Origin of the sequence: Novosphingobium hassiacum (assembly GCF_014196055.1) — a bacterium.
Classification (GTDB): domain Bacteria; phylum Pseudomonadota; class Alphaproteobacteria; order Sphingomonadales; family Sphingomonadaceae; genus Novosphingobium; species Novosphingobium hassiacum.
On sequence record NZ_JACICY010000005.1, the window covers coordinates 258133 to 276712 of the forward strand.

The 18580-nt window shown below is 61.5% G+C and carries 20 protein-coding genes and 2 tRNA genes; 10 read left to right on the plus strand and 12 right to left on the minus strand.

Annotated elements, in window-relative coordinates:
- Positions 1–16 precede the first annotated feature (16 nt).
- On the minus strand, positions 17–493 hold the full coding sequence (locus GGQ88_RS12265; RefSeq protein ID WP_183613611.1) for an EF-hand domain-containing protein: 477 nt from the start codon (positions 491–493) through the stop codon (positions 17–19).
- An 85-nt stretch (positions 494–578) separates the two neighbouring features.
- Positions 579–1136, minus strand: coding sequence for a hypothetical protein (locus GGQ88_RS12270; protein ID WP_183613613.1), 558 nt, complete (start codon positions 1134–1136; stop codon positions 579–581).
- A gap of 196 nt (positions 1137–1332) precedes the next feature.
- Here GGQ88_RS12270 and GGQ88_RS12275 point away from each other — a divergent pair, with 196 nt between their 5' ends.
- The 6 genes from GGQ88_RS12275 to GGQ88_RS12300 all read left to right on the plus strand — a co-directional run bounded on the left by GGQ88_RS12275 (position 1333) and on the right by GGQ88_RS12300 (position 7144).
- A complete protein-coding gene (locus tag GGQ88_RS12275; protein ID WP_183613615.1) occupies positions 1333–2910 on the plus strand; it encodes a pilus assembly protein TadG-related protein in 1578 nt (525 codons plus the stop codon).
- Between the two features lie 5 nt (positions 2911–2915).
- Positions 2916–3371 (plus strand): TadE/TadG family type IV pilus assembly protein, encoded by a 456-nt coding sequence (locus GGQ88_RS12280; protein WP_183613617.1) that lies wholly within the window; start codon positions 2916–2918, stop codon positions 3369–3371.
- Positions 3368–3823, plus strand: coding sequence for a TadE family protein (locus GGQ88_RS12285; protein ID WP_183613619.1), 456 nt, complete (start codon positions 3368–3370; stop codon positions 3821–3823). The genes GGQ88_RS12280 and GGQ88_RS12285 overlap by 4 nt, the downstream gene beginning before the upstream one ends.
- 203 nt (positions 3824–4026) lie before the next feature.
- A complete protein-coding gene (locus tag GGQ88_RS12290) occupies positions 4027–5886 on the plus strand; it encodes a Tad domain-containing protein (protein WP_183613621.1) in 1860 nt (619 codons plus the stop codon).
- Positions 5883–6473: a TadE/TadG family type IV pilus assembly protein gene (locus tag GGQ88_RS12295; RefSeq protein ID WP_183613623.1), complete on the plus strand. Its 591-nt coding sequence runs from the start codon at positions 5883–5885 to the stop codon at positions 6471–6473. Before GGQ88_RS12290 ends, GGQ88_RS12295 begins: the two co-directional genes overlap by 4 nt.
- 26 nt (positions 6474–6499) lie before the next feature.
- The gene (locus tag GGQ88_RS12300) at positions 6500–7144 is read left to right on the plus strand and encodes a TadE/TadG family type IV pilus assembly protein (RefSeq protein WP_183613625.1); all 645 of its coding nucleotides are present in this window, start codon (positions 6500–6502) and stop codon (positions 7142–7144) included.
- 56 nt (positions 7145–7200) lie between these two features.
- Here GGQ88_RS12300 and GGQ88_RS12305 read toward each other — a convergent pair whose 3' ends face one another.
- The 5 genes from GGQ88_RS12305 to GGQ88_RS12325 all read right to left on the minus strand — a co-directional run bounded on the left by GGQ88_RS12305 (position 7201) and on the right by GGQ88_RS12325 (position 10670).
- On the minus strand, positions 7201–8604 hold the full coding sequence (locus tag GGQ88_RS12305) for a pyruvate dehydrogenase complex E1 component subunit beta (RefSeq protein ID WP_183613627.1): 1404 nt from the start codon (positions 8602–8604) through the stop codon (positions 7201–7203).
- Position 8605: 1 nt separating this feature from the next.
- Positions 8606–9745 carry a pyruvate dehydrogenase (acetyl-transferring) E1 component subunit alpha gene (gene pdhA, locus GGQ88_RS12310; RefSeq protein ID WP_183613629.1) on the minus strand — a complete coding sequence of 380 codons (1140 nt, stop codon included), beginning with the start codon at positions 9743–9745 and terminating at the stop codon, positions 8606–8608.
- Positions 9746–9979: 234 nt separating this feature from the next.
- A tRNA-Arg gene (locus tag GGQ88_RS12315) sits at positions 9980–10056 on the minus strand.
- A gap of 67 nt (positions 10057–10123) precedes the next feature.
- Positions 10124–10200: transfer RNA gene (locus GGQ88_RS12320), tRNA-Arg, on the minus strand.
- A gap of 14 nt (positions 10201–10214) precedes the next feature.
- Positions 10215–10670 carry a (deoxy)nucleoside triphosphate pyrophosphohydrolase gene (locus GGQ88_RS12325; RefSeq protein WP_343057192.1) on the minus strand — a complete coding sequence of 152 codons (456 nt, stop codon included), beginning with the start codon at positions 10668–10670 and terminating at the stop codon, positions 10215–10217.
- A gap of 69 nt (positions 10671–10739) precedes the next feature.
- Here GGQ88_RS12325 and GGQ88_RS21810 point away from each other — a divergent pair, with 69 nt between their 5' ends.
- Both GGQ88_RS21810 and GGQ88_RS12335 read left to right on the plus strand, forming a co-directional pair.
- The gene (locus GGQ88_RS21810; protein ID WP_183613631.1) at positions 10740–10922 is read left to right on the plus strand and encodes a Flp family type IVb pilin; all 183 of its coding nucleotides are present in this window, start codon (positions 10740–10742) and stop codon (positions 10920–10922) included.
- A 96-nt stretch (positions 10923–11018) separates the two neighbouring features.
- Positions 11019–11204 (plus strand): Flp family type IVb pilin, encoded by a 186-nt coding sequence (locus tag GGQ88_RS12335; protein WP_183613632.1) that lies wholly within the window; start codon positions 11019–11021, stop codon positions 11202–11204.
- Positions 11205–11269: 65 nt separating this feature from the next.
- Here GGQ88_RS12335 and GGQ88_RS12340 read toward each other — a convergent pair whose 3' ends face one another.
- The 5 genes from GGQ88_RS12340 to GGQ88_RS12360 all read right to left on the minus strand — a co-directional run bounded on the left by GGQ88_RS12340 (position 11270) and on the right by GGQ88_RS12360 (position 16798).
- Positions 11270–12751: a M48 family metalloprotease gene (locus tag GGQ88_RS12340; RefSeq protein WP_183613634.1), complete on the minus strand. Its 1482-nt coding sequence runs from the start codon at positions 12749–12751 to the stop codon at positions 11270–11272.
- Between the two features lie 111 nt (positions 12752–12862).
- Positions 12863–13807 (minus strand): acetyl-CoA carboxylase carboxyltransferase subunit alpha, encoded by a 945-nt coding sequence (locus GGQ88_RS12345; RefSeq protein WP_183613636.1) that lies wholly within the window; start codon positions 13805–13807, stop codon positions 12863–12865.
- 32 nt (positions 13808–13839) lie between these two features.
- Complete coding sequence (locus GGQ88_RS12350; RefSeq protein ID WP_343057193.1) at positions 13840–14739, minus strand: tyrosine recombinase; 900 nt, start codon at positions 14737–14739, stop codon at positions 13840–13842.
- A gap of 2 nt (positions 14740–14741) precedes the next feature.
- Complete coding sequence (locus tag GGQ88_RS12355; protein WP_183613638.1) at positions 14742–16658, minus strand: hypothetical protein; 1917 nt, start codon at positions 16656–16658, stop codon at positions 14742–14744.
- On the minus strand, positions 16655–16798 hold the full coding sequence (locus GGQ88_RS12360) for a hypothetical protein (protein ID WP_183613767.1): 144 nt from the start codon (positions 16796–16798) through the stop codon (positions 16655–16657). Before GGQ88_RS12360 ends, GGQ88_RS12355 begins: the two co-directional genes overlap by 4 nt.
- Positions 16799–16898: 100 nt before the next feature.
- On the opposite strand from GGQ88_RS12360, the gene GGQ88_RS12365 reads away from it, so the two are divergent.
- Positions 16899–17480 (plus strand): shikimate kinase, encoded by a 582-nt coding sequence (locus GGQ88_RS12365; protein WP_183613640.1) that lies wholly within the window; start codon positions 16899–16901, stop codon positions 17478–17480.
- Positions 17471–18580, plus strand: coding sequence for a 3-dehydroquinate synthase (aroB, locus tag GGQ88_RS12370; RefSeq protein WP_183613642.1), 1110 nt, complete (start codon positions 17471–17473; stop codon positions 18578–18580). The genes GGQ88_RS12365 and aroB overlap by 10 nt, the downstream gene beginning before the upstream one ends.

Consider the following 18580-nt stretch of genomic DNA (forward strand, 5'->3'; position numbering starts at 1 on the left):
GTGAACGGGAGGGGAGCTATTTGCAGGTGCACCGCTGCTTTGTTTTGGGTTTGTCCTTCGGGCGAGTGGTGGCAAACTCTTCGCGGGTCAGGAACAGGTCGGCGTTGCCGTCGGCGGTCTTGAACTTGTCGACCGAGGCGAAGGCCCACTCCTCGAAGGTCAGCAGATTGTTGCCGTCCACGTCGAGCTTGCGGAAGGCCTTGGCGCGCTGGCTGAGCATTTCAGTGCGGCTGATGCGGTTGTCGCGGTCCTTGTCGACGAGGTTGAAGCGGCGCGTTTCGCGGCCGACAGCGGTCGCTTCGGGCGGCGCGACGCCCATCAAGCCGTCGACATCCGCGCTGGGCAGGTCCTCAGGCTCGGCTTCCTGCGCTTGATCGACCGGCAGCGAAGGCGGTTCGCCACCGAAGCCGGTTTCAGCGCGGCCCTGCCACCAGAAGATGCCCGCGGCGACAAGCATCAGTGCGGCCAGACCGCCGAGCAACCCACGCACCATAACACCACTCTCCAGCAACGCGCGCCGAGCGTAGCCACGCGTGCACTGTCGGGCAGTGGGAGATCATTCGAAAGTGGCGAGAGTTTCAGCGCCCGAGCAGCCCCACGCGCATCAGCATGGCAAGATCGCGCAAGGGCGTCGGCTCTCCGCCCTGCTCCGTGCGCATGGCGAGCGCACGAAGGATCGCGAGCGGGCGCATCGCCCGCGCGAGCTTCGGCGGCCTCGACGAGCTTCTGCCCGGGGTTATGAGTTGTGCCGCAGTCTGACGCACGTCGGCAAGTTCGGTCTCGCCCAGCAGGCGGGCGAGCGCGACATAGGATTCGATCTGCGCTTGTGCCAGTTCGACGCCACCATCCTCGCCGACGATTTTCGCTTCCCACCCGTCGACCAAACCGATGAGCGCCGCCGCTTCACGCTCCCAAACCTTGAGACCGGCCAGCACCGGCTCACCCTTGGGCCAACTGTCGGCAGGCTCGGACAGGCGATCGCGCCACCATGACAGCCGCAACTGAATCATCATTGGCTCACGCCCGGGTTTGGCGGCTTCCGCCAGTTTGAGATTAAAAAAAATCAACGCCTCCCACGCCGCTCGTGCTGAACGCGGTGCGTAGGAGAGTGCCAAACGCTCAATCGGATCAAGCATATAGGCTGGTTGCGATGGTAAATTCGACATTACAAACAACCCTCGGGAATGCGCTTTGACTTAACGAGTCCTCAACCACGCTGCTTCAAGATGAACAAACCACGACATTCTAATGAATGAGTCCGGAATACTCTTAATGCTGCCCGGAGCCGGAACGAAGGCCTGTAACAAGATGATCGCCAAAATTCGATCACTGATGCGTGCGCTGAGGAAGAACACCAGCGGAAACGCTGCGCTGCTGACCGCTCTCGGGCTGCCGGCGATGATCGGTGGTGCCGGCTTCGCTGTCGATACCGCGCAATGGTACATGTGGAAGCGCGAGTTGCAGTTTGCCGTCGATCAGGCAGCACTCGCAGGAGCCTGGGCACGGACGCAGACGGCGACCAGGGATAGCTATGCGACGCGGGCGTTGCAGGAATTCAACGCGAACCTTTCCACCGTGAAGGATATGACCGACGGTGCGCCGACGGTGGCGTTGTCGAATTTCGATGGGGGCGCAAACAACAGCGTCAGCGTCACGGCCTCGGTCACAGCCACCCTGCCTTTTTCCAACTTCCTGACAGGGAAGGCTACCACGGTATCGACGCAGGCAAGGGCGGCGTTCACGTCGGGCGCGTCTTTCACGTCATGCCTGCTGGCGCTCGACGAGGATACAAGCGGAGCGGTTACGCTAGGCGGTACATCGGTCGTGACCGCGCGCTGCGGCATTGCGGCACTATCCACGTCAGAATCGTCGATCCTTGTGAACGGCAATCCGGATATCGATGCGGGTTGGATCCTGTCCAAGGGCGGGATCGACGATTGGTTCGCTTCACATACCGACGATGAAGTGCATGAGTATCTTGAGGGGCTGTACGATCCGTTCAAGGATTTGTCGGCACCCAACCCGAGCGCAAGCCAGGTCTCGCGGTCATACGAGTGCATCAAAGGCACGACGACGACCCGTGCCGATCGCAAGAAGAAGACCACGGTCACTTACACCTACTGGAAGGGCGCGACATGGCAGACCGCCACGACGCAGGTGCCCGGGAACAAGAATGCGAACAAGGACTACTCGACCGAGTCCAACGATAGCTACGTCGTTGTCGAAAACACCGTGGTCAACGGCACGACTTACACGACGACGGCCACCTGGACCCAGACCAACAGTGGTTCAGGCAACAACATCGTGTGGGAGAAAAAGGAAACGGTCCTCGCCACCACATATTCGAACGTCAGCAGCACAACCTCGCCTGACTTCGCATCCGTGCTTCCCGGAACCTACAGCGGCGGCATCAAGGTATCATGCGCGACATCGTTCGCCCCCGGCGTCTATATCCTGACCGGCGGCGGGTTGGACATTGGTAGCCAGTATTCGGTTGTTGGAGACGGCGTGATGTTCGTCCTTAAAAGCGGGGCGAACGTATCCATCAACGGCGGATCGAGCGTCAATCTGACGGGGATCAAGGCTTCAGACCTAGTAACGGCCGGCGTATCTGCTGCGAACGCGAATGCACTGGCCAATATGCTGGTGTTCGAAGATCGGTCTTCGACCGCCGATCATCGCAGCCTTATCAACGGGAATGCGGCAACAGTCCTTAACGGCACGATCTATCTTCCCAACAGCGCGATGGATTTCACCGGCACTGCGACGGTGAACACGGGCTGCCTGATGATCGCAGCAAACACCATCTCGATCACCGGCACGGCGAACATGACGCGTTTCTGCTCTGACGGTGACAGCGAGGACACGATCGTCGCCACCGAAATCAGCCGCGTGAAGCTGGTCGGGTGATTTCCATGCGGTCCTTTCTGAGCGATATCGCCGGTGCAATGGCGATCGAGACTGCGATCGTGGCCCCCGTGATCATTCTGCTGAGTCTCGGCGCGTATCAGGCAAGCACCCTGGTCAGCCGCCAGAGCGAGTTGCAGAGCGCGATTGGCGTTGCGGAGTCGGTGGCGTTGGCATCCGTTCCCGATACGGCGGCAGAGCGGACCACCCTGCAGCAGATCGTCGCGACGACGTCGGGATTACCGCTCGACCATATAACGGTGCTGCCTGCATACCGTTGCGACTTGACAAATGCCATGGTCGATCAGATTGGTTCGTGCGCTGCGGGTTCAAGAGTGTCCTATTACGTCAAAATCGCCCTGACTGACACTTACCGACCGGTCTGGCGCGAATTCGGCGTCGGTTCCGACATAGACTTTCATGTGGAGCGCGTTGTTCAGTACGGTCAGGCGACGAAGTCATGACCATGCGCCAAAATGTACTCTTCCGTGACCTCGGGTTCAATACGAACGGTTCGGTCGTCACCGAATTCGCTCTAATTGCGCCGACCTTGATCGCGATGATGCTTGGCGTTCTGCAGATCGGTCTGGGCATGCAGAACTATAATGCGCTGCGCTCTATCGCTTCGGATACGATGCGTTTTGCAGTGGTCGATTTTCAAAGTAACCCAGTTGCCGAGCGCGTCAGCAGCGATGAGTTGGCGCAGCACGCGCGCGACATTGCTACCCGGTCGCCGTACGGCCTCAAGAACAATTCACTTTCCGTGAACGTCGCGACCGTCACCCCATCGAGGGTCGCGAACACACTGGAAAAGAGCATTACGCTCACCTACTCCATACCAACCGTTCTCGCCATGATAGGTATCGATGATTTTACAATAACTTACTCACAACCCATATTCTTGGTAGAAGACTGATATTGGGATCATATATTTCAGATCCTGTCAGAATAATCGACTTTCAGTCAAACTTATACTGGCTATACGCGGAATTATTGATAAATTAACCACGTAATTTTGCCGATATCTTACGTATTCATGCGTAAATCGCCATCATGTGCAAGGCCTCCCATTTCCATTCCCAACGATCAAGTCTCGCCTCCAGGGCGAGGCTTTCGATCTTGCGAGTTGCGCGGGACATACTTGGTGACACCTCCGGTAACGCGCTGACGATCATCGGCTTTTCGTTGCTACCCCTGCTCGCGCTGGTCGGTTCGAGCATCGATATGGGCCGCGCATATCTGGTGCAATCGCGGTTGCAGCAAGCGTGCGATGCGGGCGTGCTGGGCGCGCGCAAGGAACTGGGTGCGATCGACAACTTCGATCCGGATTCCGATGGCGTCCAGGTCAGCGGCAAGGGCAACCGCTTCTTCAACGTGAACTTTGCGGACGGCATCTACAGTTCGATCGACCGTAACTTCCAGATGTCCATCGATGATGACATGTCGATCAGCGGCGTCGCGTCAGTGATCGTGCCGACCGACATCATGCAGTTCTTCGGCAAGGAGGAAATACCGATCGAGGTATCGTGCCGTGCCGAACTCAATATCCCCAACACCGACATCATGATGGCTCTCGACGTCACCGGGTCGATGGCTGAAACCAACGCTGGCGACAGCTCGCCAAAAATTGCTGTGCTCAAGTCGGTGGTGAAGCAGTTCTACGCCACGATGGAGACGAACCGGCAGCCGGAGAGCCGTATCCGCTACGGCTTCGTGCCCTATTCGACCAACGTCAACGTGGGCGGCCTGCTCAAGGACGAGTGGGTCGTGCCCTCCTGGGATTACCCTTCGCGAACATTGGTCGGAAGCGGCGGGTCGGGGAGCCTCTATGGCTATTACAGCGCGTCGTCGCCCGTATCGGGCACGTACTATACGACCACGTCGACCTCGGCTGCTACGCGCAACTGGTCCGGGACGTACAGCTGTACGCCACCGGCCAACACGCTGACCACGTCCACCGCCCTTCTCTCGACCACAACACAGGCAGTGACCAATCCGGCGGGCACGCGCACGACGTACACCTACAACCGCACACGCAACGGCAACGTCTACTCGATGGCGCTTTCAGGGACGACCTGCACGCTGACGACGACGACCTACGCGAGCTACATCGACACCTACCGCTACATAACCGAGCCGAGCCTGGGTACCGGCAGCAACTGGCTGTACAAGGACGTCACCAAGAGCACGACCAATTGGCGCGCGGAATCCAACGGCTGCATCGAGGAGCGCTCAACGTACGAGATCGACGATTACGACAACGTCGATCTTGATCGGGCACTGGATCTCGATCTGGATCTGGTGCCGAGCGCCAGCGACACCGATACCCAGTGGCGGCCGATGTACCCATCGATCATTTACGAGCGCGCAAAGGAGTGGAGTGGTGCCGGATCGTTTCAGAAGGCGGCGGTCGGGACCAACCTGGAGTTTGTGTCGCCATACATTGCCGGCTTTGCCGCCTGCCCTGCCGCATCGAAGAAGCTGCAGGAGTGGGCGCAGGCCGACTATGACGCCTATATCGACGGTCTGGTTGCTGCAGGCAGCACGTACCACGACATCGGGATGATCTGGGCGGCCCGCCTGCTCTCTCCCACCGGGATCTTCTCGAGCGAGAACGCCGACGTCTCGACGCGCCAGCGGACAAGTCGCCACCTGATTTTCCTGACTGACGGCCAGACCTCGTCGCTGGACCTGAGCTATTCCTCCTATGGGGTTGAGCCAATCGCGCAACGCAGGTGGAATTCGGCTTCGCCGCTGACCCTGACCCAGACGATCGAGAAGCGGTTCTCCTTCGCTTGCGAGGAGGCAAAGAAGAAGAACATCACGGTTTGGTTCGTCGCCTTCGGAACCGACCTGAACCCGGTGATGACGACATGCGCAGGGAACGGCCACTACTTCAGCGCTGCCAACGCCGATGAACTGCAGGACGCATTCCGCACGATCGCCAAGTCGATCGGTGACCTGAGGCTTGCGATATGACCGACCTGCTACGCCAACTGCGCCGGAACCGCGAGGGTGCCACGGTCGTCGAATTCGCGCTCATTTCCCCGGCACTTGTGCTGGTGCTGATGGGCCTGTTCGACATGGGGTTCACGCTTTACGCCAACGTCATGCTGCAAGGCGCACTGCAGGAAGCCGCACGGTCCTCGACCGTCGAGGGTGCCGGAAGCTCGCTGGGAGCTATCGACAATGCGGTTGCGGCGCAGGTCGGTAGGGTCGTTCCTGACGCAAGGTTCGTTTTCGCGCGCAAGGCTTACTCGAACTTCTCGGATGTCGGCACGGCGGAGGACTTCACCGATAGCAACGCCAATGGCATTTGCGATGCGGGCGAGCCGTATGAGGACGCGAACGGAAGCGGCACCTGGGACCGGGACCGTGGCTTGAACGGCCTCGGCGGTGCGCGAGACGCGGTGTTGTACAAGGTGTCGATGACCTATCAACGACCCCTACCGATGGCATCCCTGCTGGGATTTTCAGACACTGTCACGTCGACAGCCGCGACGGTCCTGCGCAATCAGCCATACGACCTTCAGAGGAACGTCGCCAGACTGGGCAATTGCGCATGACGCGGGTCCGGCGTGCATTGTCTGCGTTGCGCAGCTCGAAGTCGGGCGTTGCTGCGGTCGAGTTTGCGCTCGGGCTTCCGCTGCTGCTGACGGTTGGACTGTGGGGCGCAGAACTGGGCAATCTGGCCGTGACGCACATGCGTATTAGCCAGCTGGCCATGCACATTGCCGATAATGGCTCGCGCATCGGCGACGTATCGTTGCTCGAGAACCTGCGGATTTATGAGAGCGATATCAACGATCTGCTGCTTGGTGCCAACGTGCAGTCGGGGTCGATCGATCTTTTCGAGCATGGCCGCGTCGTGATCAGCAGCCTTGAAGTCGTACCCGGCACTGCCGACACGCAATATATCCATTGGCAGCGCTGCAAGGGCAAGCGCAGCTTCCAGTCGGTCTACGGCCCGGCAGGTACGGGGACGGACGGATCGCTGGTCGGCATGGGCAATCCGGGTGAGGAAGTTACGGCGGGACAGGACGACGCGGTGATCTTTGTCGAGGTGGAATACGAATACCAACCGCTCATATCGGCACGGTTCGTATCCAACCGGGTGATCACGTCTACCGCAGCGTTCAACGTCCGTGATGACCGGGATCTGACGCAGATTTACCAGCGTGACGTCGCTGCGCCCGACACTGTTGCCGGGTGCAACGTGTTCAACGGATTCACCTGATACAGTAAGGGCGCCCGGAGGCCGGACGCCCTTGGCTACGTTCAAGAAAACGGTCTTCAGCGATAGCAGACCTTGCGCACGGCGTCGGCGACCCGCTTCGCGTCAATCAGAGCGAGCTTTTCGAGGTTTGCCGCATAGGGCAGCGGCACGTCCTCATTGCACACGCGCAGGACTGGCGCGTCAAGATGATCGAAACCCTCTTCCATGCAGATCGTGATGATTTCGGACGCGATCGAGCACACCGGGAAACCCTCTTCGACCACGACCAAACGATTGGTCTTGGCGAGCGAGGCCAGCACGGCTTGCTTGTCCAGCGGCCGCAACGTGCGCAGATCGACGATTTCGGCATCGATGCCCTCGTCCGCCAGCTTCTGCGCCGCTTCGAGCGCAAGGCCTACGCCGATCGAATACGTCACGATGGTCACGTCCGTGCCTGGACGCACGATCCGCGCCTTGCCGATCGGCAGGACGAAATCGTCGGTCTGCGGCACGTCGAAGGTCTTGCCGTAGACCAGCTCGTTCTCGAGGAACACGACCGGGTCTTCGCTGCGGATCGCAGCCTTGAGCAGGCCCTTGGCATCGGCTGCATCGTAAGGAGCGATCACGATCAGGCCGGGTACGCTGGCGTACCACCCGGCGTAGTTGTGCGAATGCTGTGCGCCGACGCGACTGGCGGCACCGTTGGGGCCGCGAAACACGATCGGGCAGCGCATCTGGCCGCCCGACATGTAGTTGGTCTTGGCGGCAGAGTTGATGATGTGGTCGATCGCCTGCAGCGCGAAGTTGAAGGTCATGAATTCGATGACCGGCCTGAGGCCACCCATTGCCGCACCGGCACCGATGCCGGCAAAGCCGTATTCGGTGATCGGTGTGTCGATCACACGACGCGGACCGAATTCGGCGAGCAGGCCTTGCGTTACCTTGTAGGCACCCTGATACTCGGCGACTTCCTCGCCCATTACGAAAATGCGGTCGTCGGCGCGCATTTCCTCGGCCATCGCATCGCGCAGGGCCTCGCGGACGGTGGTGCCGACCATTGCGGTGCCCTCGGGTATTTCGGTGGAGGCTGCGGGGGCAGGAGCAGATGCGGGAACGAGCGCATCGGTGCCAGTCGGCGCCTTCACCGCGCCGGATTCCGCTGCCTTCTGTTCGGTCGCCGGAGCCTCAGCCTTGGCCGGTGGCGCGGTTGGCGCGGGCGCAGGCGATGCCTTGTCGTCATCGTCGCTGGTGATCGTGGCGATCACCGTGCCGACCTTCACGCCTTCGGTCCCCTCGGCAATCAGGATGTCGCCGATGATTCCTTCATCGACGGCTTCGAATTCCATCGTCGCCTTGTCGGTTTCGATCTCGGCGAGAATGTCGCCCGATTTCACTTCGTCACCGACCTTGACCAGCCACTTGGCGAGCGTGCCCTCTTCCATCGTCGGGGAGAGCGCCGGCATCTTGAGTTCGATCGCCATCTCAGTACGTCCCCACCAGCACATCGGTATAGAGTTCAGCCGCATCAGGCTCTGGCGAGCTCTCCGCGAAATCGGCCGATTCGGCGACGGTCTGGCGAATGCGCTTGTCGATTTCCTTGATCTTGTCCTCGGTCACGCCGCGCTTGAGCAGTTCGACTTTCGCAGCTTCGATCGGATCGTGATTGTCGCGCATGTCCTGCACTTCCTCACGCGTGCGATACTTGGCAGGGTCGGACATCGAGTGGCCGCGATAGCGGTAGGTCTTGAGTTCCATCAGGACCGGGCCGTTGCCTGCACGAACGTATTCGAGCGCCACTTCGGCAGCCTGACGGACTTCGAGCACGTCCATGCCGTTAACGTCCATCCCCGGAATGCGAAATCCTGTGCCGCGCCGATAGAAATGCGTTTCGGCCGACCCGCGCTTTACCGCCGTACCCATGGCATAACCGTTGTTCTCGATCACGAAAATGATCGGCAACTTCCACAGCGAGGCCATGTTCATGGCTTCGTAGACCTGGCCCTGATTGGCCGCGCCGTCACCGAAATAGGCCATGCACACGCCGCCATCGTCACGGTACTTGTGTCCGAACGCGAGACCTGCGCCGAGCGAGACCTGCGCTCCGACGATGCCGTGGCCGCCGAAGAACTTGTGCTCGGTGCTGAACATATGCATCGAGCCGCCCTTGCCGTGGCTGATACCTGCACCGCGACCGGTCAGTTCGGCCATGATCACGTTCGGATCGATCCCGTAGGCAAGCATGTGTCCGTGGTCGCGATAGCCGGTGATGACGCTGTCGTGGCCTTCCTTGAGCGCCGACTGCAGCCCCACGGCGACGGCTTCCTGCCCGATATAGAGGTGACAGAAGCCGCCGATCAGCCCGAGACCGTAAAGCTGCCCGGCCTTTTCCTCGAATCGCCGGATCAGCACCATCTGCTCATAGAACGTGAGCAGTTCCTCGTCAGACGCATCATAGCGCTTGTTGTTGGCATGCGCCTGCTGAAGGCTGCGAAGTGCGAACGCGGCTTCATCGGCAAGCGATGAGGAGATCGTCGGATCATCCACGGCTGCTGCGGGTGCTTTTGCACGGGCGGTCGTCTTGACGGGCGATTTGGCGGCACTGGGCCTGGCGGATCTGGCCAAGTCGGGTTTCCTTTTTTGGCTGCCTCGGGTTCCGTAACGTCTGGAACGCTTGCCGAAGCCTATACCCAAGCAGCACGCGGGCGCAACGTCGTTTGCTTGCCGCGAACCCTTGATGGATACCTATTCGATTTTGGGTAACCATATGGGTTCCCAGTTCGCAGGCGCGTCAAATGCTGATGTAAAAACGGCGCGCATCGCGGGCCGCTAGCAAAACGTGGGGCTATAGTGTGGGGATGGTGCACCCGGAGCGATTCGAACGCCCGGCCCTCAGATTCGTAGTCTGATGCTCTATCCAGCTGAGCTACGGGTGCCCACACAAGCAAATTCCCGGACCATCTATCGACGGTCCTACCCTGATTTCCCCTTTTGCGAAGGGAATGGTGCACCCGGAACGATTCGAACGTCCGGCCCTCAGATTCGTAGTCTGATGCTCTATCCAGCTGAGCTACGGGTGCTGGGAGACGCGCCTTTAAGTGTGTCTTCCCGCTTTGGCAACCCCTTCGAGCAAAGGAATCAAGGCTTGAGAAAGGGGTATGTCGAGCGGTGGCCTCGGCAGCGTCGTCAATGCGCCGGCAGTTGTCCATTGCAGTTGGCAACCGGGTTCGACTGCACGCGGTTCGCCCTGCCAGCGGCGCGTCCCAAAGAGCAGGAGCACAATCGATGGTTCGCCCTTGGCTGGATCGCCCGAAGCTGCGCGGACAGGAAACAGATCAGCGGCACACAGCGTCACCCCGAGCTCCTCGTCGATTTCCCTTACAAGTGCCGCAACCAGCGTCTCGCCCATTTCGACCTTACCACCCGGAAACTCCCAGAGCCCTGCATGCTGCTTGTCCGGTGGGCGTTGCTGCATCAGCACGGTGCCGCCATCCGCGATCAAGGCCGCTGCGACCACGATTACCCATGTCGAGATTTTTTCCAATTCCACGCGCTACGTAAACCTTTCCTTAGTCAAGCCTGCGTAGTTGTGTTTCAGCCGCAATCGTTGGGAACTGTAATGAAGGCGCTATTATGCAAATTCCTTCGCAACGAAAGCGGCGCCACTGCTATCGAATATGGTCTGTTGATCGCTTGCATAGGTTTGGCGGCAACTTTTGGAATGAAGTCGTTCTCGGCTGCGCTGTACAACGTTTACGTTGACGTCGACAATGCTGTTCAAGAGCACCAACCGGCCAATTAATCATTCTTTAGTCAATGGCAAGTACTTATACAGATGCCTGCTCCGGGGACAAATTGGGGTGGGACGGGAAGAAGACCAAACTCTAGGAGACCGACCATGAAGCTTTTCCGTGACCTGCTTGCAAACGAAGATGGTGCCACCGCGATCGAATACGGCCTTATCGCCGCTCTCGTGGCTGTTGCCGCAATCACCGCCATGGGTGCCCTCGGCACCTCGCTGACCAACACCTTCAACACCGTCAGCGGCAAGATGACCAACGCTAACAACGCGCCGGCTCTGTAAAACCAGCCTGCTTTGATAGCAAACGAGGGGCGGTCGGTTATCCGGCCGCCCTTTTTGTATGTGCTTCAATATATGACCAGTTTGACCTTCTGACCTGCCGTCAACCTGCTTGACGAAGTCAACCCGTTGAGCACGAGGAACCGCTCGAGCGCCTTGTCGGTATAGGCCATGCGGCCCGCCAAAGATTGTAGCGTGTCGGTCGCCCTGACCGTGACGACAGACAAGCGCCGTGGCTTAACCGCAGCCGCTTCGGTCGCGCTGATCCGGCGCATTGAACGAAACATCGGATCGAATAGCGCGGCCTGGCCTGCCTGACTGATCGTGGCGAAGTGGAAGGCCTGCTGTGGACCCCATTCGTAGGCGAACACCACGATATCGACCTGAGAACCGCCACTGGTTGCACGGACGGTCCCGTAGGCCGCCGGAATGCCGTTGATCGTGGTCGTTTGGACCGCATCGGGCCGGATCTGCTGTTCGTTTGAAAGACCCGCAAACACGGTGTTCACGTAAGTCGTGAGATTACCGCTGTAGGGCGCGGTCGATAGTTCGCCCTTCCCGCTCTGCCCGCTGATGGCGACAGAGCGTGTGCCGTTGACCAGATAGAAGCCGTTGGGCGCCTGGAACGACAGGCGGAAGCTGGGATGCGTGAACTTCGAGCCATCGACGATACCCTGCGCCGGGTCGTCGCCATAGGTCAACCCATTGATCCCGTTCAGGAAAATATCGCGATTGGTCTTACCCGCGGTGTTTCCGGCGCGCGTGAGGGCGGCGCGAACGCGTGAGGCTGGATCTGGGTGCGTGCTGGCCCATTCCGGGACCTGATTGGCCGTGCCCTTTAGGCTCGCGTCCAGCGCGTTCTGGTTGGCAAGGCTTTGCAGCACGCTCGACATTGCGCGCGGATCGTATCCGGCACGCTGCAGATAGGTGACACCGAGGTTGTCGGCTTCGGTTTCCTGACCGCGCGAATACTTCAGCGTGAGCAACTGGCTCCCGGTCGAAAATATCTTCTGGCCGACCTGCCCGAGCGCGCCGTTACCCAGCAGGGCACCCGATAGGAGCGTGCCGAGCGCGCCGATGATCGAGTTGCGAGTTGCCGCGCTCTGGCGCTTGGCAGCATGGCGTGCGGCGACATGACCGACTTCGTGTCCGAGAACACCGGCGAGTTCGGCCTCGTTGTTCATCAACGCGGTAAGCTGGCGGGTGACGTAGACATAGCCACCGGGGATGGCGAATGCGTTGTTCACGGGTGAGTTGAGCAGAGTTACTGTAAAGTCCGACCGCGCGTTACCGAGGCCGGATTGCAAAGCGATGGTCTTGCCGACGCCTTCCACGTACGTCGCCTGCGGGCCGGTCATCGCCCCGCCGAATTCCTGGAGCAGTTGGGGGTGTGCTTCTGCGCCTTGCTTCTTGTCGGAAGCGCTGATTGTCTGAACGTTGCCCTGCGCCATCGCGGAGCCGCCGAAGTGAGCGGTCGCAGCCGGTATGGCGGCCAAGGAAAGAGCTGTAACGGACAGCAGCGCAGTCCGCGCATGGCGATTCAAGGACATCGTTTTCTCCCCAATCGGTCGAGCGAAAATTATCCGCGCGCACCGTTCGACTTCGGACCCATAATCCGTTTGTCGCAAAAACGGTTCCTGAACACCAGTGGAGGTGTCGGTTCAGGCACCGATTCGGAGAAATCTTTCCGCACGCAGGTTGCGCAGTTCGTCGCCAGATTTGCCCGCCAGCGCATCGAGCTCCTCAGCGATCGCCTTGCCAAGCTCTGCGCAGGCGGCAGCAGGATCGCGGTGAGCACCGCCAATGGGTTCGCGTACGATGCGATCGATTACGCCGAGCGACGCCAGATCCTGTGCGGTGACTTTCATGGCCTCGGCAGCGTCAGCCGCCTTTTCCGACGTGCGCCACAAAATCGAGGCGCAGCCCTCAGGCGAAATCACCGAATAGATGGCGTGTTCGAACATCAGCACGCGTTCGGCACTGGCAAGAGCGACCGCGCCGCCTGAACCGCCTTCGCCCACGATTGTTGCGACCATGGGCACGCCTAGCCCAAGGCAGGCTTCGGTCGAGCGGGCGATGGCTTCCGCCTGACCACGTTCTTCGGCTTCGACGCCCGGAAACGCACCTGACGTGTCGACCAAGGTTACGACCGGCAGGCCGAATCTGCTCGCCATTTCCATCAGGCGGATTGCTTTGCGGTAGCCCTCAGGCTTGCCCATGCCGAAGTTGTGGCGAATGCGGCTTTGCGTATCGTTGCCCTTTTCGTGGCCGATCAGCATTACCCGGCGCGCGCCGAGCTTGGCAAAGCCACCGACGATTGCCTCATCTTCACCGTACAGACGGTCACCGCCCAGAGGCAGAAAATTGGTAAAGATCGCCTCGACATAGTCCTTGAAGTGCGGACGCGCCGGATGGCGGGCGACCTGCGTCTTCTGCCACGGCGTCAGCGCACGATAGGTGCTCGTGAGAAGTTCGGCAGACTTGGCTTCGAGCCGCCGGATCTCCGAGCCGATATCTATGTCCCCGCCCTGCGCGGTCTGGCGCAGTTCGGCGATGCGGGCTTCGAGCGCGGCAACTGGCTTTTCGAACTCGAGATACGAAATCATGGCGCTTCCGCTAAGCGTACGCGCGGCTCCGGTCAACCGGTAGCCGCTTGCCCCAGCGGGTGACGCTGGTTGACCAGCGCCACGAGGCGTGCGGAATCGACGTGCGTGTAGATCTGCGTGGTGGCGATATCGGCGTGGCCAAGCAGCGTCTGCAACACCCGCAGATCAGCCCCGCCTTCGAGCAGGTGCGTGGCAAAGGCATGGCGCAAGACGTGGGGACTGACCTTTTCGGGATCGAGGCCTGCCCGCAACGCAAGATCGCGCAGCAGCTGGAACAGGCGGACACGCGACAGGTGTCCGCCGCGTGGGCTGGGAAACACGAATCGACCGCCCTTCCCCCGCGCGACCAGCCAATCGGCGAGCGCGTGGATCGCGCGGCCAGAAACCGGAACCATCCGTTGGACCCCGCCCTTGCCGGTGATCGTGAGAAACGGAGCGTCACGCGGCACCGCTGCGAGCGGCAGCGAAACCAGCTCGGTCGCACGCAGGCCGGAGCCGTAGAGCAATTCGAGCAGGGCAAGCATGCGAACACCCTCGGGTGTGCCGTTGCGGGCGTCTTGCTCGGCCGTCACGAACAGTGCCGAGACCTGGTCATGCCCCAGCAGACGGGGCAACGGTCGGCGCGCGCGAGGACGCGGGAGCGCCGCCGAGGGGTCGTCTTCGCGCAAGCCTTCATCGACGAGGAAGCCGAAGAACTGCCGCAAAGCAGACGCCTTGCGTGCGAGCGATGCGGGCGCAAGGTCTGACCAGGCGGCACCGAGCCGGGCAATGTCATCGCGCTGCGCTACTGCGAGCGACCCGATTGCTTCGGCAGCACCCGCAAGGTCACGACGATAGGCCGCCAGCGTATTGGCAGCCGCTCCGCGCTGAGCGGCGAGCATCGCAAGGAAGCTCTCGACCTCGGGCGCAGCCGCTGGTCGGGGAGCTGCCACGTTCAGACGCGCGCGACCGCTTCGGCCGCAATCATCCGCGCTTCACCGTCGAGGCCGACGCGGTGCAGCGCCGATACGATATGGTAGAGGTGCAACGGGGTCATCCGGTCCCAGCGATCGCCCTGCATCCCGAATGCTGCCAGAAGTGCAACGAGCGACTGGTTATCCGACGCGGCGGCAGCGTCGATCGCGCGGGTCCATCGCGTCTGGCGCGCAAGATCGACCTCAAGCTTGCCTGCGAAGTCCCGCGCTGCCGCGGCATCTACGCGCTCAAGCCCCATCAGCCCCGCCAACAGGAAGCGAGACCGCAATGAGCCCTCCGAATCATCGTCATCGGCAAAGGCGTTGAGGCCTTCGTTGCCGACCTGCGTGGCCCGGGCAGGGTTGGCAAGAACCACAAGGCCCCATCCCTCGCTACCAACCGGAAGATACGGCGCCCATTTCAGCGCGTTGCGATCGAGTCCTGCCGTAAGCATCGACGCGATCAGCGAGGCGGCGCTATCGGAAAGGCCCTGCGACGGCACGAGCCGCGCCGACGCATAGGACGTGAGGACCAGCCCGGAGTAAGCGCGATCCGGATCGCTGCCATCGCCCCACAATTTGCGGATCGCTTCGAATCTGTCGGCCTGTTCTTTCGAGACGTACGCTGCACGGAGCGTTTCGGCTCGGCCGGTCCATTCGTCCGCCTCGCCCTCACCACCATTGGTATCACGCCAGGAATAGAGCTGGCTGTAGAGATCAACCATGGCCTGACCGGAAAGCACCCCACGCGCCGCTGCGGTCTCGGCAGCGGCTGCACGCGAAGTGAGCGGCAGCATGGGCGCTCGCGCTGCCAGCAACGCGTACGCTGCCCCCGCCTTCGATCGAAGCGTTTCGGGCGGTTCGAGGCCAGTGGCGAAGGCCATGCCGATGCTCCACGGCGTCAGCGTATTGACGTCGTTCCATTCGATCTTGACCGCGCGCCGCGCATTTGTGGCGGCTCCCGCGAACTTCTGCGCGAGCAGGATGTCGATCTTCGAGCCGGTGCCGCGCCGCAAAGCTCGGTCAAGCTGCGACATCGCCGGCGAGCCTTCGTCGGTAAACGCGGAACATATCGCTCGGCTAAGGTCCCAGTCCCACCCGGGACGACCCGCTGCCGTCAGCGCCGTGATCGGACACAGACCGACAGGATCGGCGGTCGCGAGGAAGCTTGCCATCGCTGCATCTTCGAGGCTGCGTGTGAAATGCCCGCTGTCCACCGACTGGACCATCGCACGGGCAACATCGGCCTCGCCCATACGCAGCAGCAGCTGCGCACGGATCGCGGCCCAGTCTGCTCCAGACATGCCGACGGGCGTCGCCAGCCTGCTCGCCATTGCGCGGCGGGCCAGCATGTGGCCCCAGCGCGAAACGAAGCGACCGCTCATCTTGCCGATCACGCCTTCGACGAACGGGCCGTTGAGATAGTGCGTCGAAGCCGCCGGAAAACCGCCCTCGCGCTCATCGACAACTCCGACGATGTCGAGGCTGCGTTGCGCGGACGGGGGAATGTCGAATTTTGGCCGGGCCGACTGGATCAGCTTTTCAAGCAGAGCGGGGTCAAGCGAATCAAGCAGGGCCTGATCGCTTCCATCGGGGCTGATGGACGCCGCAGGGGACGCACCGGCCGGCAGTGCCTGCACAACCGGGATCGAGGTCGCACTGGGCGCGGCTGACGGAGCGGCTCCGGCAACGGCCGCAGCCGGGCGTGCAGCTGACGGCGCTGGTGCTGGTGTGGCGCTTCTTCCCTGCGTCGGTGACGGCGAGCGCGCAGGAGCGGGCCGGGATTGCGCGGGAGGGCTATCGAAGCCCGGCGGCAACAATGACTCCTGTGCGAGCAGCGTGCCCGATATCCCGACCAGCAGCGACGCTCCGCCCAGCCACGCGATCCGCCGCGTCATTGCGGCGTGACCCCGCCGGTCGCGGTTCCAGCGCTTACCGGTTGCTCGATCCATCGCATCGGTTGCGCCCCACCCATTGTCCATGCCAACACCACGATTGCAGCAAGCGCCAACGCGCCGACCACGACAAACTTCTTCATTACCCGCATCCGGTCGCAGGCCCGGGCCAGCGCCTAGGCAAAACTGTTACTTCAGGCGATACTTGCAACCGGCACTAGCGCAACTATAGGCGGCGCGGCAATGGAACTTGACGCAGCCCTTCTCAGCTCGTCCGAAATCGCCCGCATCGCGCGGCGGATCGATCGTCCATTGGTGCTGGTCGGCATGATGGGCGTTGGCAAGACGACAGTCGGCCGCAAGCTTGCGCATATGCTCCACATGCCTTTCAGCGATGCGGACGAAGAGATCGAACGGGCCGCGCACATGCCCATCCCCGAAATCTTCGCGACATATGGCGAGCCCTACTTTCGCGCTGGCGAGCGGCGGGTGATCGCGCGCCTGATCGGCGCAGGTCGGCACGTCGATCGCAAGGTCCTTTCAACCGGCGGCGGTGCCTTTGTCGACGATGCGACGCGGGCCCTGATCCTCGAGAAGGGCATTGCCGTCTGGCTCGACAGCGACATTACCACGCTGATCGAACGCGTCGGGCGCAAGGACAACCGTCCCTTGCTCAAGACCGGAGACCCGCGTGAAATTCTCACCCGGCTCAGGACCGAGCGCGAGCCGTTCTACGCACAGGCGCACATCCACATCAGCAGCAATGCCCAGCCCCACCAGGTGACGGCAAGCAAGATACTCAAGGCGGTCGATCAATGGCTGTAATTCCGGTCGCCATCGCAGGCGCACCTTACGAGGTCAGGATCGAGGCCGGTTTGCTGGCACAGGCTGGCGAGCATTGCCGACCGTTCCTGCGCAAGGACCGTGCGGTGGTGATCACCGATGAGAACGTTGCAGGACATTGGCGCGAGGCCGTCACCGCTTCGTTCGACAGGGTCGGCGTTGCCAGCGACTGGCTCGTCCTTCCGGCGGGCGAAAGTACCAAGAGCTGGGAGCAGCTTGCGCGGGTCAGCGACTGGCTGCTCGAGCGCGAAGTCGAGCGCAAGGACTGCATCGTCGCGCTTGGCGGCGGGGTGATCGGTGATCTTACCGGGTTCGCCGCAGCGATCCTCAAGCGAGGTTGCGGGTTCATACAGATCCCAACCACGTTGCTGGCACAAGTCGATTCCAGCGTGGGCGGGAAGACCGCCATCAACACGCCTGCTGGCAAGAACCTGGTCGGAGCGTTCCACCAGCCAGTGCTGGTTCTGGCAGATCCGCTGGCGCTCGACACCCTGCCCTTGCGCGATGTCCGCGCGGGCTACGCCGAGGTCGTGAAGTACGGGCTGATCGACGATGCGCCCTTCTTCCAGTGGTGTGAAGCTAACGGTGCCAAGTTGCTCGCTGGCAATCACGCCGCGCGCGAATACGCCATCGCCCACAGCGTTGCGGCCAAGGCGCGGATCGTGGCGGCCGACGAAAAGGAAACTGCGGGCGTTCGCGCGTTGCTCAACCTTGGCCACACGTTCGGACACGCGCTGGAAGCTGAGACCGGCTTCGGCGATCGACTCTTGCACGGTGAAGGCGTTGCGCTGGGCATGGTCTTAGCGGCGCGTTTCTCGGCACGGCAAGGATTGATGAGCGGTCAGGACGCGGGACGCGTTTCGGCGCACATCGCTTCGGTCGGCCTGCCCGCATCACTGCCAGCGCTGGGGCTAGGCTGCGACGGACGGCGGCTTGCCGATCACATGCTCCACGACAAGAAGATGGATGCCGGGATGCTGCCTTTCCTGCTGATGCGCGGCATCGGAGAGACGTTCCTCGCCAAGAATGTCGATCTCGCCGACGTTGCGGCGTTTCTCGATGAGGAACTGGTGCGCGCCTGA